At 58.5% G+C, this 17308-nt stretch carries 17 protein-coding genes and 1 tRNA gene; 4 read left to right on the forward strand and 14 right to left on the reverse strand.

The genetic code is table 11. The annotated features are described in order from the left end of the window. Window positions 1–11 precede the first annotated feature (11 nt). The 6 genes from KVG95_RS11895 to dapA all read right to left on the reverse strand — a co-directional run bounded on the left by KVG95_RS11895 (window position 12) and on the right by dapA (window position 6009). Entirely contained in the window at window positions 12–1718 is a 1707-nt protein-coding gene (locus KVG95_RS11895) for a ShlB/FhaC/HecB family hemolysin secretion/activation protein (RefSeq protein ID WP_217856603.1), read from the reverse strand. Between the two features lie 601 nt (window positions 1719–2319). Next, window positions 2320–2409, reverse strand: a tRNA-Ser gene (locus KVG95_RS11900). An 83-nt stretch (window positions 2410–2492) separates the two neighbouring features. Next, complete coding sequence (purC, locus tag KVG95_RS11905) at window positions 2493–3206, reverse strand: phosphoribosylaminoimidazolesuccinocarboxamide synthase (protein WP_007898671.1); 714 nt, start codon at window positions 3204–3206, stop codon at window positions 2493–2495. Window positions 3207–3234: 28 nt separating this feature from the next. Continuing rightward, window positions 3235–3993 carry an MBL fold metallo-hydrolase gene (locus KVG95_RS11910; RefSeq protein WP_123721941.1) on the reverse strand — a complete coding sequence of 253 codons (759 nt, stop codon included), beginning with the start codon at window positions 3991–3993 and terminating at the stop codon, window positions 3235–3237. Window positions 3994–3997: 4 nt separating this feature from the next. Beyond that, on the reverse strand, window positions 3998–5113 hold the full coding sequence (gene bamC / locus KVG95_RS11915; RefSeq protein WP_217856604.1) for an NlpB/DapX family lipoprotein: 1116 nt from the start codon (window positions 5111–5113) through the stop codon (window positions 3998–4000). A gap of 17 nt (window positions 5114–5130) precedes the next feature. After that, window positions 5131–6009: a 4-hydroxy-tetrahydrodipicolinate synthase gene (gene dapA, locus KVG95_RS11920; RefSeq protein WP_217856605.1), complete on the reverse strand. Its 879-nt coding sequence runs from the start codon at window positions 6007–6009 to the stop codon at window positions 5131–5133. Window positions 6010–6334: 325 nt separating this feature from the next. On the opposite strand from dapA, the gene KVG95_RS11925 reads away from it, so the two are divergent. Together KVG95_RS11925 and KVG95_RS11930 are read left to right on the forward strand one after the other, a co-directional pair. Next, a complete protein-coding gene (locus KVG95_RS11925) occupies window positions 6335–6895 on the forward strand; it encodes a glycine cleavage system transcriptional repressor (protein WP_123721943.1) in 561 nt (186 codons plus the stop codon). 10 nt (window positions 6896–6905) lie between these two features. Then, window positions 6906–7379, forward strand: coding sequence for a peroxiredoxin (locus KVG95_RS11930; RefSeq protein ID WP_217856606.1), 474 nt, complete (start codon window positions 6906–6908; stop codon window positions 7377–7379). Between the two features lie 142 nt (window positions 7380–7521). On the opposite strand, the gene KVG95_RS11935 is transcribed toward KVG95_RS11930, so the two are convergent. Both KVG95_RS11935 and KVG95_RS11940 read right to left on the reverse strand, forming a co-directional pair. Then, window positions 7522–8592 (reverse strand): AI-2E family transporter, encoded by a 1071-nt coding sequence (locus tag KVG95_RS11935; RefSeq protein WP_217856607.1) that lies wholly within the window; start codon window positions 8590–8592, stop codon window positions 7522–7524. A gap of 31 nt (window positions 8593–8623) precedes the next feature. Beyond that, window positions 8624–8863, reverse strand: coding sequence for a sulfurtransferase TusA family protein (locus KVG95_RS11940; protein ID WP_007898654.1), 240 nt, complete (start codon window positions 8861–8863; stop codon window positions 8624–8626). A gap of 98 nt (window positions 8864–8961) precedes the next feature. Here KVG95_RS11940 and KVG95_RS11945 point away from each other — a divergent pair, with 98 nt between their 5' ends. Then, entirely contained in the window at window positions 8962–10395 is a 1434-nt protein-coding gene (locus KVG95_RS11945; protein WP_048394060.1) for a M48 family metalloprotease, read from the forward strand. 90 nt (window positions 10396–10485) lie between these two features. Here the strand turns inward: KVG95_RS11945 and KVG95_RS11950 are convergent, their stop codons facing one another. The 4 genes from KVG95_RS11950 to rpoE form a co-directional block, all read right to left on the reverse strand. Then, window positions 10486–11916 carry a DegQ family serine endoprotease gene (locus KVG95_RS11950; RefSeq protein ID WP_008014849.1) on the reverse strand — a complete coding sequence of 477 codons (1431 nt, stop codon included), beginning with the start codon at window positions 11914–11916 and terminating at the stop codon, window positions 10486–10488. 247 nt (window positions 11917–12163) lie between these two features. Next, window positions 12164–13126, reverse strand: coding sequence for a MucB/RseB C-terminal domain-containing protein (locus KVG95_RS11955; RefSeq protein WP_217856608.1), 963 nt, complete (start codon window positions 13124–13126; stop codon window positions 12164–12166). A gap of 8 nt (window positions 13127–13134) precedes the next feature. Beyond that, window positions 13135–13722, reverse strand: coding sequence for a sigma-E factor negative regulatory protein (locus KVG95_RS11960; protein WP_007898648.1), 588 nt, complete (start codon window positions 13720–13722; stop codon window positions 13135–13137). 30 nt (window positions 13723–13752) lie between these two features. Further along, complete coding sequence (rpoE, locus tag KVG95_RS11965) at window positions 13753–14334, reverse strand: RNA polymerase sigma factor RpoE/AlgU (RefSeq protein ID WP_003172477.1); 582 nt, start codon at window positions 14332–14334, stop codon at window positions 13753–13755. A gap of 557 nt (window positions 14335–14891) precedes the next feature. On the opposite strand from rpoE, the gene nadB reads away from it, so the two are divergent. Further along, on the forward strand, window positions 14892–16508 hold the full coding sequence (gene nadB, locus KVG95_RS11970) for an L-aspartate oxidase (protein WP_123721946.1): 1617 nt from the start codon (window positions 14892–14894) through the stop codon (window positions 16506–16508). Here the strand turns inward: nadB and KVG95_RS11975 are convergent. After that, the gene (locus KVG95_RS11975) at window positions 16477–16929 is read right to left on the reverse strand and encodes a protein YgfX (RefSeq protein ID WP_217856609.1); all 453 of its coding nucleotides are present in this window, start codon (window positions 16927–16929) and stop codon (window positions 16477–16479) included. The genes nadB and KVG95_RS11975 overlap by 32 nt on opposite strands. Next, a complete protein-coding gene (locus KVG95_RS11980) occupies window positions 16913–17167 on the reverse strand; it encodes an FAD assembly factor SdhE (protein ID WP_217856610.1) in 255 nt (84 codons plus the stop codon). Before KVG95_RS11980 ends, KVG95_RS11975 begins: the two co-directional genes overlap by 17 nt. Window positions 17168–17308: the final 141 nt, after the last annotated feature.

Raw genomic sequence — 17308 nt, forward strand, 5'->3', positions numbered from 1 at the left:
TAAAGCAAAATTTAGAGGAAGAAATCCACGCGGAAATAGATCGGCGCTTCGCGCTCGGTCAGGGCATCCGGGCGTTCCAGGGAATGGGCGAAGGTGACGCTGGCGCTCAGGTGCTCACCACGGGCAAACAACTCCAGTGAGTTGCTGGACATGCGCCCGTGCTGATCGCCGTTGTAGCGATCGCCACGAATTACACCCTGGTCGTAACCGAGGCTGGTGCCGTATTCGGCGAACACCGGGCGTAGCCATTCCAGTGTCACGGGACGGCTCCAGCGCAGATCATTGCGCCAGTAGCCACCGCTGTCGCCGGACAAGGACTGGTCCTTGTAACCACGGATCGACGATTGTCCGCCCAAGCTCATGCGCTGAGGGCTGAATAGCACGTCTTCACTGCGCTGGCCGGTCATCAGGCTGCTGAAACTGAAGGACTCGCCACCCAGCACAAAGGGCTGCAGATAGCTGAGGGTGGCGGTGTATTTGCGATAGCGCGCATCCGGCAGCCCAGGCCCCGGCTCGTGATCGCCCTGGGCGTCAAGAGCACCGATGCCGTTTTGCAGGCCCAGGTCGAGGTTGACGAAGGCATTGCCGATCCGCCGGCCATGGTTGATGCCGAACTGCGCCTCGCTGATGCGATTGCTGCTTTCAGCGAGTTTGCTGTCTTCAATGAAGTTGTTGGTGCGCAGGTACGCCAGACCGGTGTTGAGCGAAGTCTTGCTCACCGAGTCGCGATGGATCACCCGCTCCAGGCGCAACTGATGATTCTGGCTGTCGCCGCTCTGCTTGAAATTGAAGCCGTTGGCCTGGCCCAGGGCGCGGTATTCGCTCTGGCTGTAGGTGTAGCTCAGGTTCCACCAGCCAAAGGGCAGGTTGTAATAGAGCATGCCATTGCGCGAGGTTTTCTGATGGTCGCTGATGGCATCGTGGCCGCCGCGCAAGGCCAGTTGATCGGCCAGGCCCAAAGGGCTGTCCCAGTCCAGGGCGGTTCCCCATTGCTGCTCGCCGGTGCTTTTCTGCCCATCGTTATGCCGCGAGAGGCCGACGCGCCAGGGTTTCTGCGCAGAGTTATTGACCAGCACTTCGCTGCCACCGATGCTCTGCCCTGGTGTCAGTTCCATTTGCGCACGGTTGGATGGCAAACGGTTCAGTTGATCGACCATCTGTTCGATCTCCCGCAGGTTGACCAAGTCGCCGGCCTTACCGGGAAACGCCATCGCCAACTCGCGGTCCGACAGTTTGCTGTTTTCGGCGCCTTTCAAGCCTTCGAGTCGCCCTTCCACTACCAGCACACTCAAATGCCCGCCGGACAAATCCTGCTGCGGTAGATAAGCGCGGCTGGTGACCAGGCCTTTTTCGAGATAGTGGTTGGTGATGACCTTGAGCAACTGGTTAAGCTGCGGCACGCCCAGGCACTGGTTGAGAAAGGGCTTGAGCAGACGTTGACGCTCGCCCTCGGACAGGGCATCGGCGCCCTTGAGCTCAATGGTCTTGATCGGGAAGCAACGGCTGTCGGTAGGGGCCGTCGGCTGGGTAGGCTTCGCCTCCTTGCCGGGCAGGTCCTTGAGCTCCTCAAGACGTCGGCGCTGTTCTTCGAGCAGGCGGTCCTGACGCTCACGGATCAGGTCCGTGTCACCGGGGGTTGGCGCAGCATAAGCGAGCGTTAGCGGAGAAAGGCACAGCAAAGCCAGGCACAACCTCGCCCAATGGGCGGGTGAGAACATGTTCGATCCCTCGATACGGAAATGACAGCACGCTCGCGAGCGGACGAATAGCCATATACCGGCTTACTCCCACAAAACGCTCACGTTGCTGATGCGCAAAACTACGCGCACACCAGACCCCGCATATCGTTTTCGGTTCAAGGGCGCGGAAACTTTCTACTAAAAAAAAAGACGTATCTCACAGGACGCGTCTGAAATTACGACTGAACAAGGCAGATCTTTTCACGGCGGCTGAGCTACCGCTCCAGACTCCAAAGCAGGGCAGAAGCCTTCAAAGGGGGTTAGGGAGAGATAAGCCGCACCGGGAGCACTTCCTGTGAACGGAACCACACCCTGCCGTTAAAATAGTGGCCACTCTGGGAGCATTTGGCGTGACATTTGAATTGGTGGCAGGGATGTAGAAGGGATGATTTCAAAACGCAAGAAGGTTCTGCTGCGATCACGGTCGTACACGAACACCCAAGAGCCCGCGTACCTGATTTACTCATGCCAACAGTGCCGTATCGCCTCAAAACAGCATGGCTTGAGTAGTACAATCGAGTAGTACAACCGGAAAACAAAAAGCCCCGTAACTCATTGAGTTACGGGGCTTTTCTATGTATGGCGGAGAGATAGGGATTCGAACCCTAGGTACCGGTGAAGGTACAACGGATTTCGAATCCGTCCCATTCGGCCACTCTGGCATCTCTCCAACGGCGCGCATCATAACAACACTTTTGCCGGAAGCGAACCCCCTAAGCAAAATTTTTCCGTGCTATCAGATGCTTGCGTCGATTACAGCGGTACGCCCAGACGATTGGCGACTTCTTCATAGGCTTCGATGACGTCACCGAGGCCCTGACGGAAGCGGTCCTTGTCCATTTTCTTGCCGGTGGCCTTGTCCCACAGACGGCAGCCGTCCGGGCTGAACTCGTCGCCCAGGACGATGGAGCCGTCGGAGAAAACGCCGAATTCCAGTTTGAAGTCGACCAGCAGCAGGCCAGCGTCGTCGAACAGTTTGCTCAGGACTTCGTTGACCTTGAGCGACAGTTCTTTCATGCGAACCAGTTGCTCGGCAGTGCCCCAACCGAATGCCACGACGTGGGATTCGTTGATGAACGGATCGCCCTTGGCGTCGTCCTTCAGGAACAGTTCGAAGGTGTAAGGGTTGAGCTTCATGCCTTCTTCGACGCCCAGACGCTTGACCAGGCTGCCGGCAGCGTAGTTACGCACGACGCACTCGACCGGAATCATGTCGAGCTTTTTCACCAGGCATTCGTTGTCGCCCAGCAGTTTGTCGAATTGAGTCGGCACGCCGGCTGCTTCGAGTTTCTGCATGATGAAGGCGTTGAACTTGTTGTTCACCATGCCTTTGCGGTCGAGCTGCTCGATGCGCTTGCCGTCGAACGCCGAGGTGTCGTTGCGAAACAGCAGGATCAAGCGGTCAGCGTCATCGGTCTTGTAAACCGATTTGGCTTTGCCGCGGTAGAGTTCTTCACGTTTTTCCATGATGGGCTCCGCTTGCTAAGTAGGTGGGCTAGGCGATGTGTCGCCAGTCGAGCCCTGAATCTTGATCGGCCAGTTGCAGCCAGTCCGGGTCGCACCCGAGGGTGTCGACAAAACATTGCCGGGCCAGCTGCGGCAGGTTGTTCTTGCTGCTCAGATGGGCCAGGACCAGGTGTTGCAGGCCTTGCCAGCCCAACTCGGACACCAGGAATGCCGCCTGATGGTTGTTCAAATGTCCCAATTCACCGCCCACCCGCTGCTTGAGAAAGTACGGGTAGTGACCGCGAGCCAGCATGTCACGGCAATGGTTGGACTCGATCATCAATGCATCGAGGTCCCGGTAGCCGTCCAGCACCGTATTGCAATACGAGCCCAGGTCGGTCAACAGGCCGAAACGCCGTTGACCGTCACTGAAGACATACTGCGTCGGTTCCTGTGCATCATGCGCCACGGCAATGACGCCGATGCTCAGGTTGCCGATTTGCAGTTGCTCGCCGCCAGCCAGAAAGCCTGCGGGTTCAATCGGTTTGCGCATCCCGCGCAGGGTCCCGCGACTGAGGTAGACAGGCAGATTGTAACGCCGAGACAGCAAACCCACGCCATGCACGTGGTCGGCATGTTCGTGGGTCACGAGTATCGCGCTCAGCTGCGAAGGGTTCACACCCAGTCGCAGCAGGCGTTTTTCGGTTTCTCGCAGGGAGAAACCACAATCCACCAGTACATACGTGTCGTCGCTGGCTATCAGCGTGCCGTTCCCTTGGCTACCGCTGCCGAGAACGGCAAAACGCATGTGATCAGCCCAGGTTGTCCTGAATCACGCTCAACACTTTACGCGCCACGTCTGCTGGCGCCACGGTGTTGATGTTTTTCTCGACGGTGACTTGGACGTTCTCGCCAACCTTGCTCAGGCGAACCTGATAACGCTCGGCGCGAGCTTCAACTTCTTCCTTGTCCGGCTTGCTGCCGAACAGACCGCTGAAGAAACCTGGCTTCTCGTCCTTTTTCTCGGCTTTTTCGGCGAGGTTGATGTAGTACAGGCCCAGGCTGCGGTTGATGTCTTCAACACGCCATTCGCCCTGTTCCAGCGCACGACCGACACTCGACCAGGCACGATCCAGATCGGAACCGACGTTGAGCACCGGGTTGCCGCTGCCATCTTCGGTCAGGCTGACACGACTTGGCGTATCGAAATCACGAGAGGCCAGCATGGAGACCGAACCGCCCTTCTCCGAAGTACGGCTCATGCTCGCGAGCATGTCGTCGACCAGTGCTGCGTCCAGGCCGGTGTTGACCGAGCGATTGGTGAAATCGACATTGGCGGTGCTGCCGGCAGGACGCTCGGCGCTGACCACGTAGACTTCACTGGTGTTGCGCTGCACGCCTGGTTCGATACGCACCCGCACACGGCTTTCACTGTCGGCGCCGACACCGGCTGCGTTCAGGCGCTTGGCCATTGCGGCGGACAGTTCGTCGGAATGCTGCCAGGTGGTGGTGAATTCGCCGGTTTGCGGGCGTTGTTCGTCCAGACGGAAGCCGTTGTCCTGGAAGAACTGCACGGCCACGGGCCAGACTTCGGCCGGTGGGTGCTGGGCCATGACCCAACGCGAATCGCCGCTCTTCTGCAGGGTGTAGTCGCTGGCATCAGCCGCTGCCGACAGCGGCTGCGGACGAGGCACGATGTATTCGCCTTTGGCAGTGTCGTCGGCCACGTTGCGCGGGATCGGCAACAGCGGATCCAGACGCTTGGCGGTGCTGACGTCCGGTGGCAGTTGCATCGGTGCAGTCTGTTGCGCTTCCAGGTAGTCGCTACCACGGTCACGGAAATAACCTTCCGGGCCCCAGATCCATCCGCAGCCACTGGTGCTGGAGATAATCAAGGCAAGTGCGGAAAGTCCGGCCATTCGCTTCATGCGTAGTACTTCCTCAATTAAACCAGGACGCCGGACTGGCGCATGGCCTGCCGCAGCGGTTCGTGACAGGCAGCGCTGAGCCAGGTGAGCGGCAGACGAATACCGTCCGGCATCAAGCCCATTTCATGCAGTGCCCATTTCACGGGGATAGGGTTGGATTCGATAAACAGGGTTTTATTGAGCGGCATCAGCTTTTCGTGGATCGCCCGGGCTTTGACAGCATCGCCGGCCATGGCCGCGGCGCACAGGTCGCTCATGGCGCGCGGTGCGACGTTGGCGGTCACCGAAATATTGCCCTTGCCGCCGAGCAGCATCAGCTCGACTGCGGTCGCGTCGTCTCCGGAATAAACCAGGAAGTCGCTGCTCACGCCGGCCAGGATGTCCTTGGCGCGCTGCAGGTCGCCCGTGGCTTCCTTGATGCCGATGATGTTCTTCACGGTCGACAGGCGAATCACCGTCTCGGCCTGCATGTCGCAAGCGGTACGGCCCGGCACGTTGTAGAGAATCTGCGGGATGTCGACGGCTTCGGCGATTGCCTTGAAGTGCTGGTACAGGCCTTCTTGCGTCGGCTTGTTGTAATAAGGGGTTACCAGCAGGCACGCGTCGGCGCCGGCGTTCTTCGCGTTGGTCGTCAACTCGATCGCTTCGCGCGTCGAATTGGCGCCCGTACCGGCGATCACCGGAATACGCCCTGCAACCTGAGCAACCACGCGACGAATCACTTCAATGTGCTCGTTCACGTCAAGCGTGGCCGACTCACCTGTAGTGCCGACCGCCACGATGGCGTTGGTGCCCTCTTGCAGGTGGAAGTCCACCAGTTTGCTCAGGCTGTCCCAGTCGAGACGACCCTGTGCATCCATGGGTGTGACCAGTGCCACCATACTGCCCGCAATCATGCAACCGCTCCTGCCGGAAAAAGAGAGCGGTAATGGTACTGGCGCCAAGATGCTTGTACAAGCGAAGTACTGCGCTACTGCCATTCCCCTTGGCGCTGCTTTTCGCTACCCTTCAGACTTTGATCGGTACTGATAAGCTCGTACGCCGTGTTCCAGCCTCCATTTTCGGCATCACAAGCCCCGATCCAGCGTTGCCACCCCTCGCTCTCGCCACTCTGGAGCACGTTGCAACCTTCGGCCGGGTTTTCTGAATTCGCATCCGCAGGCTCGTCCCGGTAAAAAAGCGCATAAAAGTATCGACCGCTCATCGCTTTAGGAATGCTGCATGTCCACCCCCACAGTTCGCGAACAATTCCTTGTCATCAGTGCCCTCGGCGCCAACCCCATGGAGCTGACTAACGTCCTGTGCCGCGCCAGCCATGAAAACCGCTGCGCCGTAGTCACTTCTCGGCTGACGCGCCATGGCGAATGCAGTGCGTTGATCCTTGAAATCTCGGGCAGCTGGGACGCCCTGGCGCGCCTCGAAGGCAGCCTCCCAGTGATGGCCAAACGGCACGCCTTCACCGTTAACGTGGTCCGCAGCGCTGCCCTGGAGAACCGTCCGCAAGCCCTGCCGTACGTTGCCTACGTCAGCTCAGCCTACCGCCCGGACATCATCAACGAGCTGTGCCAGTTCTTCATGGATCACAACGTCGAGCTGGAGAACCTGACCTGCGACACCTATCAGGCCCCGCAGACCGGCGGCACCATGCTTAACGCTACGTTCACCGTGACCTTGCCGGCCGGCACCCAGATCAGCTGGTTGCGTGACCAGTTCCTGGATTTCGCCGACGCCATGAACCTGGACGCACTGATTGAACCGTGGCGCCCACAAAACCCAATGTAAGGAAGCTTTCATGGCCGTAACCATCGACCAACCGGTTGCCGACTTCGAAGCACCCGCCACCAGCGGGCAATCCGTCAGCCTCGCGGGCCTCAAAGGCAAGCAAGTGGTGATTTACTTCTATCCGAAGGACAGCACGCCGGGCTGCACCACTCAGGGTCAGGGTTTTCGTGATCAGCTTGACGCCTTTAAAGCCTCCAATACCGAAGTCTTCGGCGTGTCTCGCGACAGCCTGAAATCCCACGAAAACTTCAAGGCCAAGCAGGCGTTCACCTTCGAGCTGATTAGCGACAAGGAAGAAGCGCTGTGCCAGCTGTTCGACGTGATCAAACTGAAAAAGCTCTACGGCAAGGAATATATGGGCGTTGATCGCAGCACATTCCTGATCGACAAGGATGGTGTGCTGCGTCAGGAATGGCGCGGTGTGAAAGTGCCGGGGCATGTGGATGCGGTTTTGGCTGCTGCTCAGGCGCTGAACAAGGCCTGATTATTTGGGCGTCTGTTCGGACGCCTTCGCGGGCAAGTCGGATCGCCGCACCGCTCGCTCCTACAGGATTTGCGCAATCCCTGTGGGACCGAGCCTGCTCGGGCTGAGGCCATTCGCCTCACTGAAAAGTCCAGCCTGACAATTAAAGCAGTGGCGCCACAATCGGCTCTTTGCGCGGCCAGGCATCCAGCACGGCCTTGAACAGCGTCGCCAGGGGTATCGCAAAGAATACGCCCCAGAAGCCCCACAACCCGCCAAACAACAGCACCGCGCAAATGATCGCCACCGGATGCAGGTTGACCGCCTCCGAGAACAGCAGTGGCACCAACACGTTGCCGTCCAGCGTCTGGATGATCCCGTAGACCGCCATCAAATAGATGAACTGATCGCTCCAGCCCCACTGGAACAGTGCAATCAGCAGCACCGGCACGGTCACCACCACTGCTCCGACGTAAGGCACCACCACCGACACACCCACCAGCAACGCCAGCAGCGCCGAATAGTTGAGCCCCAGCGCCACGAAGGCGATGTAAGTCACGCCACCGCAAATGAAGATTTCGATGACCTTGCCGCGAATGTAATTGGCGATCTGCCGGTTCATTTCCTGGGCGACCCGGGTGATCAGCGCCCGCTCACGCGGCAGATAACCGCGCACCCACTGGCCGATCATCTCCCGGTCCTTGAGAAAGAAGAACACCAGGATCGGCACCAGCACCAGGTAGATCATGATGTTCACCAGAAGTGGCAGACTCGACAGCGAGAATGTCAGCGCCCACTGGCCGAATTTGCCGATCTCGCCCCGCGCTACTTCGATCGCCTGCAGCACTTGTTCATCCGACACCAGGTGCGGATAGCGCTCGGGTAGCAGCAACAGCAGCGACTGCCACTTGGCAAGCATGCCGGGCAATTCGTTGAACAACGTGATCAGTTGGTGCCAGAGCAGTGGCACCACGATGATGATAAAGACCAGCAACAACCCCATGAATAACGCGAAAACCAGCCCCACCGCCACGCCACCAGGCACACGCAGGCGCTCGAGGGTCACTACCAGCCCCTGCATCAGATACGCCAGCACCATACCGGCCAGTACTGGCGCGAGCATTCCACCCAGGGTAAGCACCGCGGTAAATGCCAGAAACAGCAGCACCGCCAGTACCACAGCCTCTTCATCCGAGAAATAGCGCTGAATCCAGTCGCGTAACACCTTGAACATCAATAATCCTTAGAAACGAACGCAGCAGGTTTCAGGCTTTTTTCAACCAATAGCGGTAAACGCCCGCCTCATCTTCTTCACGAAGCAGCGTATGACCGGCCAATCGGGCAAAGGTGCGAAAGTCGCGCTGGGAACCCGCATCGGTAGCAATCACCTTGAGTACCGCACCGCTGGCCAGTCGGTTGAGTTCCAGTTTGGCCTTGAGCAACGGCAACGGGCAATTCAGACCGCTGGCGTCCAGTTCGGCGTCGTGGGTTACTGCGTCAGTCATCGAATCACTCCGGGGCAGGGGGTTAAGCAGCTTAGAATATCTGGTCCCAAGCGTAGTGTCCGGCTACAGTAAGGTCTTTGTCGACTAAGGCTTTGTGCATGACTTTTTTGCGCCCTACCCTGCTGACGCTCGCTTGCCTGCTCGCCTCACCGGGCTTCGCCGACGACTTGCCGTCACTCGGTGACGCCAGTTCTGCCATCGTCTCGCCGCAACAGGAACACCAACTGGGCCGTGCGTGGCTGGCGCTGTTGCGCAGCCAGGTGTCGCAGCTCAACGATCCGCAGCTCAAGGATTACGTCGAATCCAGCGTCTACCGACTGGTGGAAACCAGCCAGGTCAATGACCGGCGCCTGGAGTTCATCCTGATCAACAGTCCGCAGCTCAACGCATTTGCCGCGCCGGGCGGGATCGTAGGTGTCAACGGTGGCTTGTTCCTCAATGCCCAGACCGAGGGCGAATATGCCTCGGTACTGGCCCACGAACTGGCTCACTTGTCGCAGCGTCACTTCGCCCGCGGCGTCGAAGCGTCGCAACGCATGCAAGTGCCCATGATGGCTGCGCTGCTGGCCGGCATCGTGATTGCCGCGGCCGGTGCAGGCGATGCCGGGATCGCGGCCATTGCTGGTACTCAAGCGGCGGCGATTCAGGAACAACGACGCTTCTCGCGCCAGAACGAACAGGAAGCCGACCGTATCGGCATCATGAATCTGGAAAAGGCCGGTTACGATCCGCGCTCAATGCCGACCATGTTCGAACGCCTGATGCGCCAGTACCGCTTCGACGCCAAGCCACCAGAATTCCTGCTGACTCACCCAGTAACCGAGTCGCGGATCGCCGACACCCGCAACCGCGCCGAACAAGCCAAACCGGGCGGTATCGAAGACAGCATGCGTTACCAGCTGATTCGGGCACGCGTGCAGCTGATCTATGAAGAAACACCAGGCCTGGGCGCCAAGCGCTTCCGGGCCCAACTCGATGAAAACCCGAAAAACGACGTCGCGCGCTATGGCCTGGCTATCGCCCAGATCAAGGGCGGTCAGCTGAATGAGGCTCGCGAGAACCTCAAGCTGCTGCTGGCCAAATCGCCGAACGAGATCATCTACAACCTGGCGCAGGTCGATCTCGACATCACCAATAATCGTCTGCCCGATGCTCAATCACGGGTCGACCGGATGCTCACTCAATACCCCGGCAACTACCCGCTGAATCAGGTGCGCGTCGACCTGTTGCTCAAGCAGAATCGAGCGGCCGATGCGGAAAAAGCGCTGGAGAACCTGCTCAAGAGCCGGCCCGATGATCCGGACGTCTGGTACATGGTGGCCGAGACTCGCGGTCTGTCGGGCAACATCATCGGCCTGCATCAGGCTCGCGCGGAGTACTTTGCGCTGGTCGGCGATTATCGCCAGGCGATCCAGCAACTGGACTTCGCCAAGCGCAAGGCTGGCAGCAACTTCCCGCTGTCATCGCGCATCGACGCACGGCAACGTGAGTTGATGGAGCAGGAACGCATGGTCAAGGACATGATGGGCTAACGCCTTCAGATATAAAGCTCAGTAACAAAAAATACAGGTACAAAAAAACCGCCTCTTTCGAGGCGGTTTTTTATTCAGCCGACAACCGGTTTATTCAGCCAGTTTGAAGGTGATGAAGCTGGCACGACCTTGACGCAGAACCCGCATCGACACCGAGCGGTTCTTCGGCAGCGCCTTGGCAATGTCGGTGAACTCCTTGGAGGAGCCGATCGCCTGGTTGTTGAGGTGAGTGATCACATCACCCGGCTGCAAGCCGATCAGGGCAGCAGGACCGTCCTGAACTTCCTTGATAACCACCCCACCTTTGAGGTCGAGGGTTTTCTTCTGCTCTTCGGTCAACTCGGCCACCGAAACACCCAGGCGATTGCTGCTGCGCTCGACGCTGGATTTAGGCAGGGCTTCCAACTCTTTGCCTTCTTCGGGAATAGCGCCAACGGTCAGCTCGACGTTCTTGCGCTTGCCTTCGCGGATCACTTCAAGATCGGCTTTCGAGCCAGCCTTCAGCGCGCCCACCAGATGCGGCAGATCGGCGGACATCACGATCGGTTGACCGTTCATGCTGAGGATCACGTCGCCCACTTGCAGGCCGCCCTTGGCAGCAGGACCGTCATCCTGGATCTGAGCCACCAGCGCACCGGCCGGTTTCTCGAGACCGAACGACTCGGCCAGATCCTTGTTCACTTCCTGGATCACTACGCCTAACCAGCCACGACTGACTTTACCGCCGCTTTTCAGCTGATTGGAAACGTCCATCGCCACATCGATAGGGATTGCGAAGGACACGCCCATGAAGCCGCCGGAACGGGTATAGATCTGCGAGTTGATGCCGACCACTTCACCCGCCAGGTTGAACAGTGGACCACCAGAGTTGCCCGGATTGATCGGCACGTCGGTCTGGATGAACGGCACATAGTTTTCGTTCGGCAGGCTACGGCCGATGGCGCTGACGATGCCCTGGGTCACCGTGTGATCAAAGCCGAACGGCGAACCGATGGCCACGACCCACTGACCGGCTTTCAGATCCTGCGACTTGCCAAGCTTCAGAACCGGCAGGTCCTTGCCTTCGATTTTCAGCAAAGCGACGTCGGAGCGCGGATCGGTACCGATCAGCTTGGCCTTCAACTCACTGCGATCGGCGAGGCGCACGAGAATCTCGTCGGCATCGGCAATCACATGGTTGTTGGTCAGGATGTAGCCGTCGGACGAAATGATAAAGCCCGAGCCCAGGGATTGGGCTTCACGCTGACGATCACCGCGGGGGGAACGTGGCTGCTGCGGCATGCCCCGCTCAAAGAACTCGCGCAGCATCGGCGGCAAGCCTTCAAGGTCAGGCATTTGCTCGCTGGACACTTTACGGTCCGGCAGCTTCTGGGTCGTACTGATGTTAACCACCGCGGGCGAGGCTTGCTCGACCAACTGCGTGAAGTCAGGCAACTCGACCGCTTGCGCAGCGACCGCCTGACCGAGCACCAGCACGGTGGCAAAAATGGAGAGATAAGACTTCAAGCGTGGAATCGACATACGGCTCCCGTTACGACGAGCATGGTTAAGCGATATGGAGCAAGGAACACCGGAAACAATACGCCGGTATTTTTGTTCCGGGAACAACAAACAAGGCCAGAGCCGAGAGGCTCTGACCTATAAAAAAATTTCGGGATTTTTGCAAATGAAAATGCTCGGCAAAACATTTCGAGGCATCAACGGCAGGACAGCCATTGTCGACCTCCCGCACCATCCAGACCCCGATAGATGAGCATGGCTGATCAGCTTACTGCTTGCTGGTAGCCGCGGCATCGTTGCGCATGGACAGCGCAATCCGTTCGGCGGTGCCAATCGGTATTTCACCGACCACGGTCACCATCATCTCGCCTTGCGGAGTAGTCAATCGCCGGGAGACAGCAACGGTTGGCCCTAGCTGGGTGCGCGTGTCAGTGACTGTTGCGCCATTCAACGGCTCAAGGAACACCGAGAATCGGGCCAGACCGTCGTCGAACATCAGACTGTTGACCTGGGCCTTGGTTTCCGGGTCCTTGTGAGAGGTACTGCTGGTCAGCTCGAAACCTGGTGGTAACCAGTCCGAATGCCAGACCTGCGCAGTTTTGACGGCGGAAGCCTTGTCACTGTCGAGGGTAATGGGTTTGCAATCAGAACCTGCCTGCAAATCGCTGTCGGAAGGCACCTCGGCAGTATCCAGTCGGGTGAACTGGAACCGCTCCAGCAGTTGCCCTTTGTCATTGAGCAACAACGACTTCAACGGCAAACCGGTTTCCTTGTCCAGATGCAGTTCAAAACCGTAGCGATGCTGATCCCGAGGTTTCAACGACACGATCACCGCCGCACGCCCGGCGACACGCGACTTGCCAATGACGGCAAGGTCATACCAATTCTTTAGCTTTTGTGGATCGAGTGCACGAGCGGTGGAGTTGGGTGAGTCCCCCAGCCCTGCTATCAGGGTGCCGCTCACGCATTGAGTATGCCCATCAATGCGCACGACTTCCTGTGCCGAGCCGTCGAGCTGGAGTAAACGCTCGCGGACCTTGCCATCCTGGACGCGATGCCAGATGTTGTGGGTAGAGAAACTACCGTTACGCTCGTAGACGAAAGTACCGTGAAAGCTCTGCGTTTGCTCCGCCTGTCCCAGACGCTTCAGCCAGTCCTGGGCTTCATCGGCGTGGGCTGGAACAACGAACCAGCCACTGAGCAGAAGCGTAAGTAGAGGTATGGCGCGCATGATCCTCCTTAGCGGTTTTCCAGGCTTGCTGCACGAGCGTAAGGCAGAGCGCTCTCAGTACCTTTCAGTGCAGCTTGTTGAGCATGTTGGCGCAAGTAACCTGGCAGACGCTGATCATGCCAGCCTGGTTGACCTTGCAATACGCCGTTGGCCATAGGGCCAGTGGCTTCCGAGCTCTCATTGTAGCCTGCCAATACAGCTGGACCCTTGACCTGAGGAGCGGTCAGACCCGGTTGACTGGATTGCTGGGCCAACTCGACACCGGCGATCTCGTCCTGGTTGTACAGACGCACACCCGCCAACACGGCAACGGTCACCGAAGCAGCGACTGCCAGACGACCCAGGCTGCGCCATGGACCGCGAGAGGCTTTTGCCGGTACGGCTTCGTCAGCCAGCGCAGCAGAGACTGCCGCAGCAATGTCCAGACGAGGAAGCAACAAATCCTTGTGCATAACTGCCCGAGCGATCTGGTAACGAGCCCAAGTATCGCGGGTTTCAACATCGTCGAAGGCATTCAACACCCGACGCAATTCCAATTCGTCCGCTTCGTTATCCATCACTGCGGACAGCGATTCCTGCAGGGCTTCACGACTCATGGCGTTCCTCTCTTGGCTGTCGCCGCTGTCTCAGTTTTCCTGCAACAACGGCTGCAGGGCTTTATCGATGGCTTCCCGAGCGCGGAAAATCCGGGAGCGCACGGTACCCACCGGACACTGCATGACGCTGGCAATGTCCTCGTAACTCAGACCATCGAATTCACGTAAAGTTAAAGCCGTACGCAAATCTTCTGGCAGTTGCTGAATGGTTCGATGGACGGTGCCTTCGATCTCATCCCGCAGCAATGCACGTTCTGGCGACTCGAGATCCTTGAGGCCATGATCGCCATCGTAGAACTCTGCATCCTCGGAACTGACATCGCTATCCGGCGGCCGACGGCCGCGTGAAACCAGATAGTTTTTCGCCGTGTTGATGGCGATGCGGTAAAGCCACGTATAAAACGCGCTGTCTCCGCGAAAATTACCAAGTGCACGGTATGCCTTGATAAAGGCTTCCTGTGCGACATCCTGGGCTTCATGGGTGTCGTGCACGAACCGCACGATCAACCCGAGAATTTTGTGCTGGTATTTCAGCACTAGCAGATCGAAAGCTCGCTTGTCGCCGCGTTGAACGCGCTCGACCAGCTGCTGATCCTCTTCCTGGGTTAGCATGAACACTCCTCGATAAGCTCGAAGGAGGCTTGCATTACTGAACGACCAGACTTGCAAACATAGACTCGGGCTTTTCGCAAAAGTTCTCCCCCTTCAAGCAAGTTTCCTGCGCGCTCTGATTTGGCACGCACGAAAAGCGCAGCGCGGGATAACCCGGCTGCGCGAATAATCTTGTCATCGGATTCGTCAGCAAAGACCCAACCGCAAGTCCCGCACCGAAGCCGACACTGTCCCTTGTTTCAGGCAACCTTCTATTGATCTTGGGCCTTTGGCAAAAGTTCCATATTTATAGCTGCCCGAAACCGACATTGTGCAATTCTGAAGAGAAAAAGACTGTTAAATCCACGATACAGTCGCCACGTCGCCGAAGCCCTCAAAAAAACTTCCGACGAAGCGTCCAGCCTTTTCCGTCACAGTAGTTTCACAATGCCATGCTGGCCCGGCTATTGTGCCGATCCCCCCCTCTATATACTAGTGGGCTGTGTGGCTGTCTTGACTCGCCGATCCAGCTGTCTTGCGCCAACCCCGTCCCGGGTCGCTTTGAGCGGAATCCTGAAATGAGCCAACAGTTTCAACACGATGTTCTGGTAATTGGCAGCGGTGCTGCCGGCTTGAGCCTTGCGCTGACCTTGCCCGGTCATTTGCGCATCGCCGTATTGAGCAAAGGCGACCTCGCCAATGGCTCAACCTTCTGGGCCCAGGGTGGTGTCGCTGCCGTTCTGGATGACACCGACACTGTCGAATCCCATGTCGATGACACCCTCAACGCCGGTGGTGGCCTATGCCATGAAGACGCGGTGCGCTTTACTGTCGAGCACAGCAGAGAGGCTATCCAATGGCTGATCGACCAAGGCGTGCCCTTTACCCGCGATGAACAGTCCGGCACCGAAGACGGTGGTTTTGAGTTTCACCTGACCCGCGAAGGCGGCCACAGCCATCGGCGTATCATCCACGCAGCCGACGCAACGGGCGCGGCGATTTTCAGAACCCTGCTCGATCAGGCCAAACAGCGTCCCAACATCGAACTGCTGGAGCAGCGAGTCGCGGTCGACCTGATTACCGAAAAGCGCCTGGGCCTTGAAGGCGATCGTTGCCTCGGCGCCTATGTGCTCAACCGCAGCACCGGTGAAGTCGACACCTACGGCGCGCGTTTCGTGATCCTTGCCTCGGGCGGCGCGGCAAAGGTCTATCTCTACACCAGCAACCCCGACGGTGCCTGCGGCGATGGTATCGCCATGGCCTGGCGTTCGGGCTGCCGGGTGGCGAACCTGGAATTCAACCAGTTCCATCCCACTTGCCTTTATCACCCGCAAGCCAAGAGTTTCCTGATCACCGAAGCCCTGCGCGGCGAAGGCGGGCATCTGAAGCTGCCCAATGGTGAACGCTTCATGCAGCGCTTCGACCCACGGGCCGAGCTGGCACCACGGGACATCGTCGCCCGCGCCATCGACCATGAGATGAAACGCCTGGGTATCGACTGCGTTTACCTCGATATCAGCCACAAGCCCGAAGACTTCATCAAGACGCACTTCCCGACGGTCTATGAACGCTGCCTGGAATTCTCCATCGACATCACCAAACAACCGATTCCGGTTGTGCCGGCGGCGCATTACACCTGCGGCGGCGTAATGGTCGATCAGCGGGGTCGCACCGATGTGCCGGGCCTGTATGCGATTGGTGAAACCAGCTTCACCGGCCTGCATGGCGCCAACCGCATGGCCAGCAACTCGCTGCTGGAGTGTTTCGTTTACGCCCGTTCGGCTGCAGCGGACATTCTTGAGCAGTTGCCAGACGTGTCGATTCCGACCGCCCTGCCCGTTTGGGATGCGAGCCAGGTCACCGATTCCGACGAAGACGTGATCATTGCGCACAACTGGGACGAACTGCGGCGATTCATGTGGGACTACGTCGGCATCGTGCGCACCAACAAGCGCCTGCAACGGGCTCAGCACCGGGTGCGTCTGTTGCTGGACGAAATCGACGAGTTCTACAGTAACTACAAGGTCAGCCGGGATTTGATCGAGCTGCGTAACCTGGCGCAAGTAGCCGAGCTGATGATTCAGTCAGCCATGGAGCGCAAGGAAAGTCGCGGCCTGCATTACACCCTCGACTACCCGAACCTGCTGCCGGTCGCCCTGGACACTATTCTGGTGCCGCCCACCTACGCCGACTGAACTTGAGCCGAACCCGCAGGCGTCGGTGCACATCCGCCGCCTGCGAATCGCGTGGCACACAGATCGCCCTGACCCGTCGCTCATCGCGCAGACGAAAACGCAGCACCACAATCAATGGCAACGCCAGACTGTCCGGCCGCAGCTGCACGGGCTGCCAACCCACCGCCTGATTCCACAACTGCCAACCATCGGCATCGCGACGCAAGCCGCTAAACGCCTGCGGGTGTGTCAGCAGAATCTGTCGCGGCAATGCCCAGACGCCATGAGCCAGACAGCAAAAAGCGCCGAGCAGACTGGCCCAGACCGGTAGGGAAAGAAGAAACAACGAACCCAGCGCGAACAGCTGGGCCAGAAGATAGGCCGCCAGCAACTGCCGTGAGGCATGCCAGCGGCATTCGAACGCGTTACTTGGGCTGAACACGATCCAGGATCATGCGAACCATGCGCTGCAGCTCCGGATCTTCCGATTCGGCACGTTCCATGAACCAGCCGAACATGTCCTGATCCTCACACGTCAGCAGACGGACATACAGATCACGATCCACCTGGTTGAGGTGCGGGTAAACCTCTTTCACAAACGGCACCAGCAACACGTCAAGCTCAAGCATGCCGCGGCGGCTGTGCCAGTAGAGGCGATTCAGTTCAACTTGTTCGACCATGGAGCGCTCCTCAAATAGGCGGCAAGTATACAGCCCCAAAGCGAGCCTAACAGTCGGCTTTGGTCGGGACCGACGATCCTTTGTGAACTACCCATTTCAAGGGCGTCCCCTTATGATGTCCCTCGGACTCTTTACCCTGCG

It is taken from the genome of Pseudomonas farris (assembly GCF_019145235.1).
In the GTDB taxonomy this organism is placed as follows: Bacteria; Pseudomonadota; Gammaproteobacteria; order Pseudomonadales; family Pseudomonadaceae; genus Aquipseudomonas; species Aquipseudomonas farris.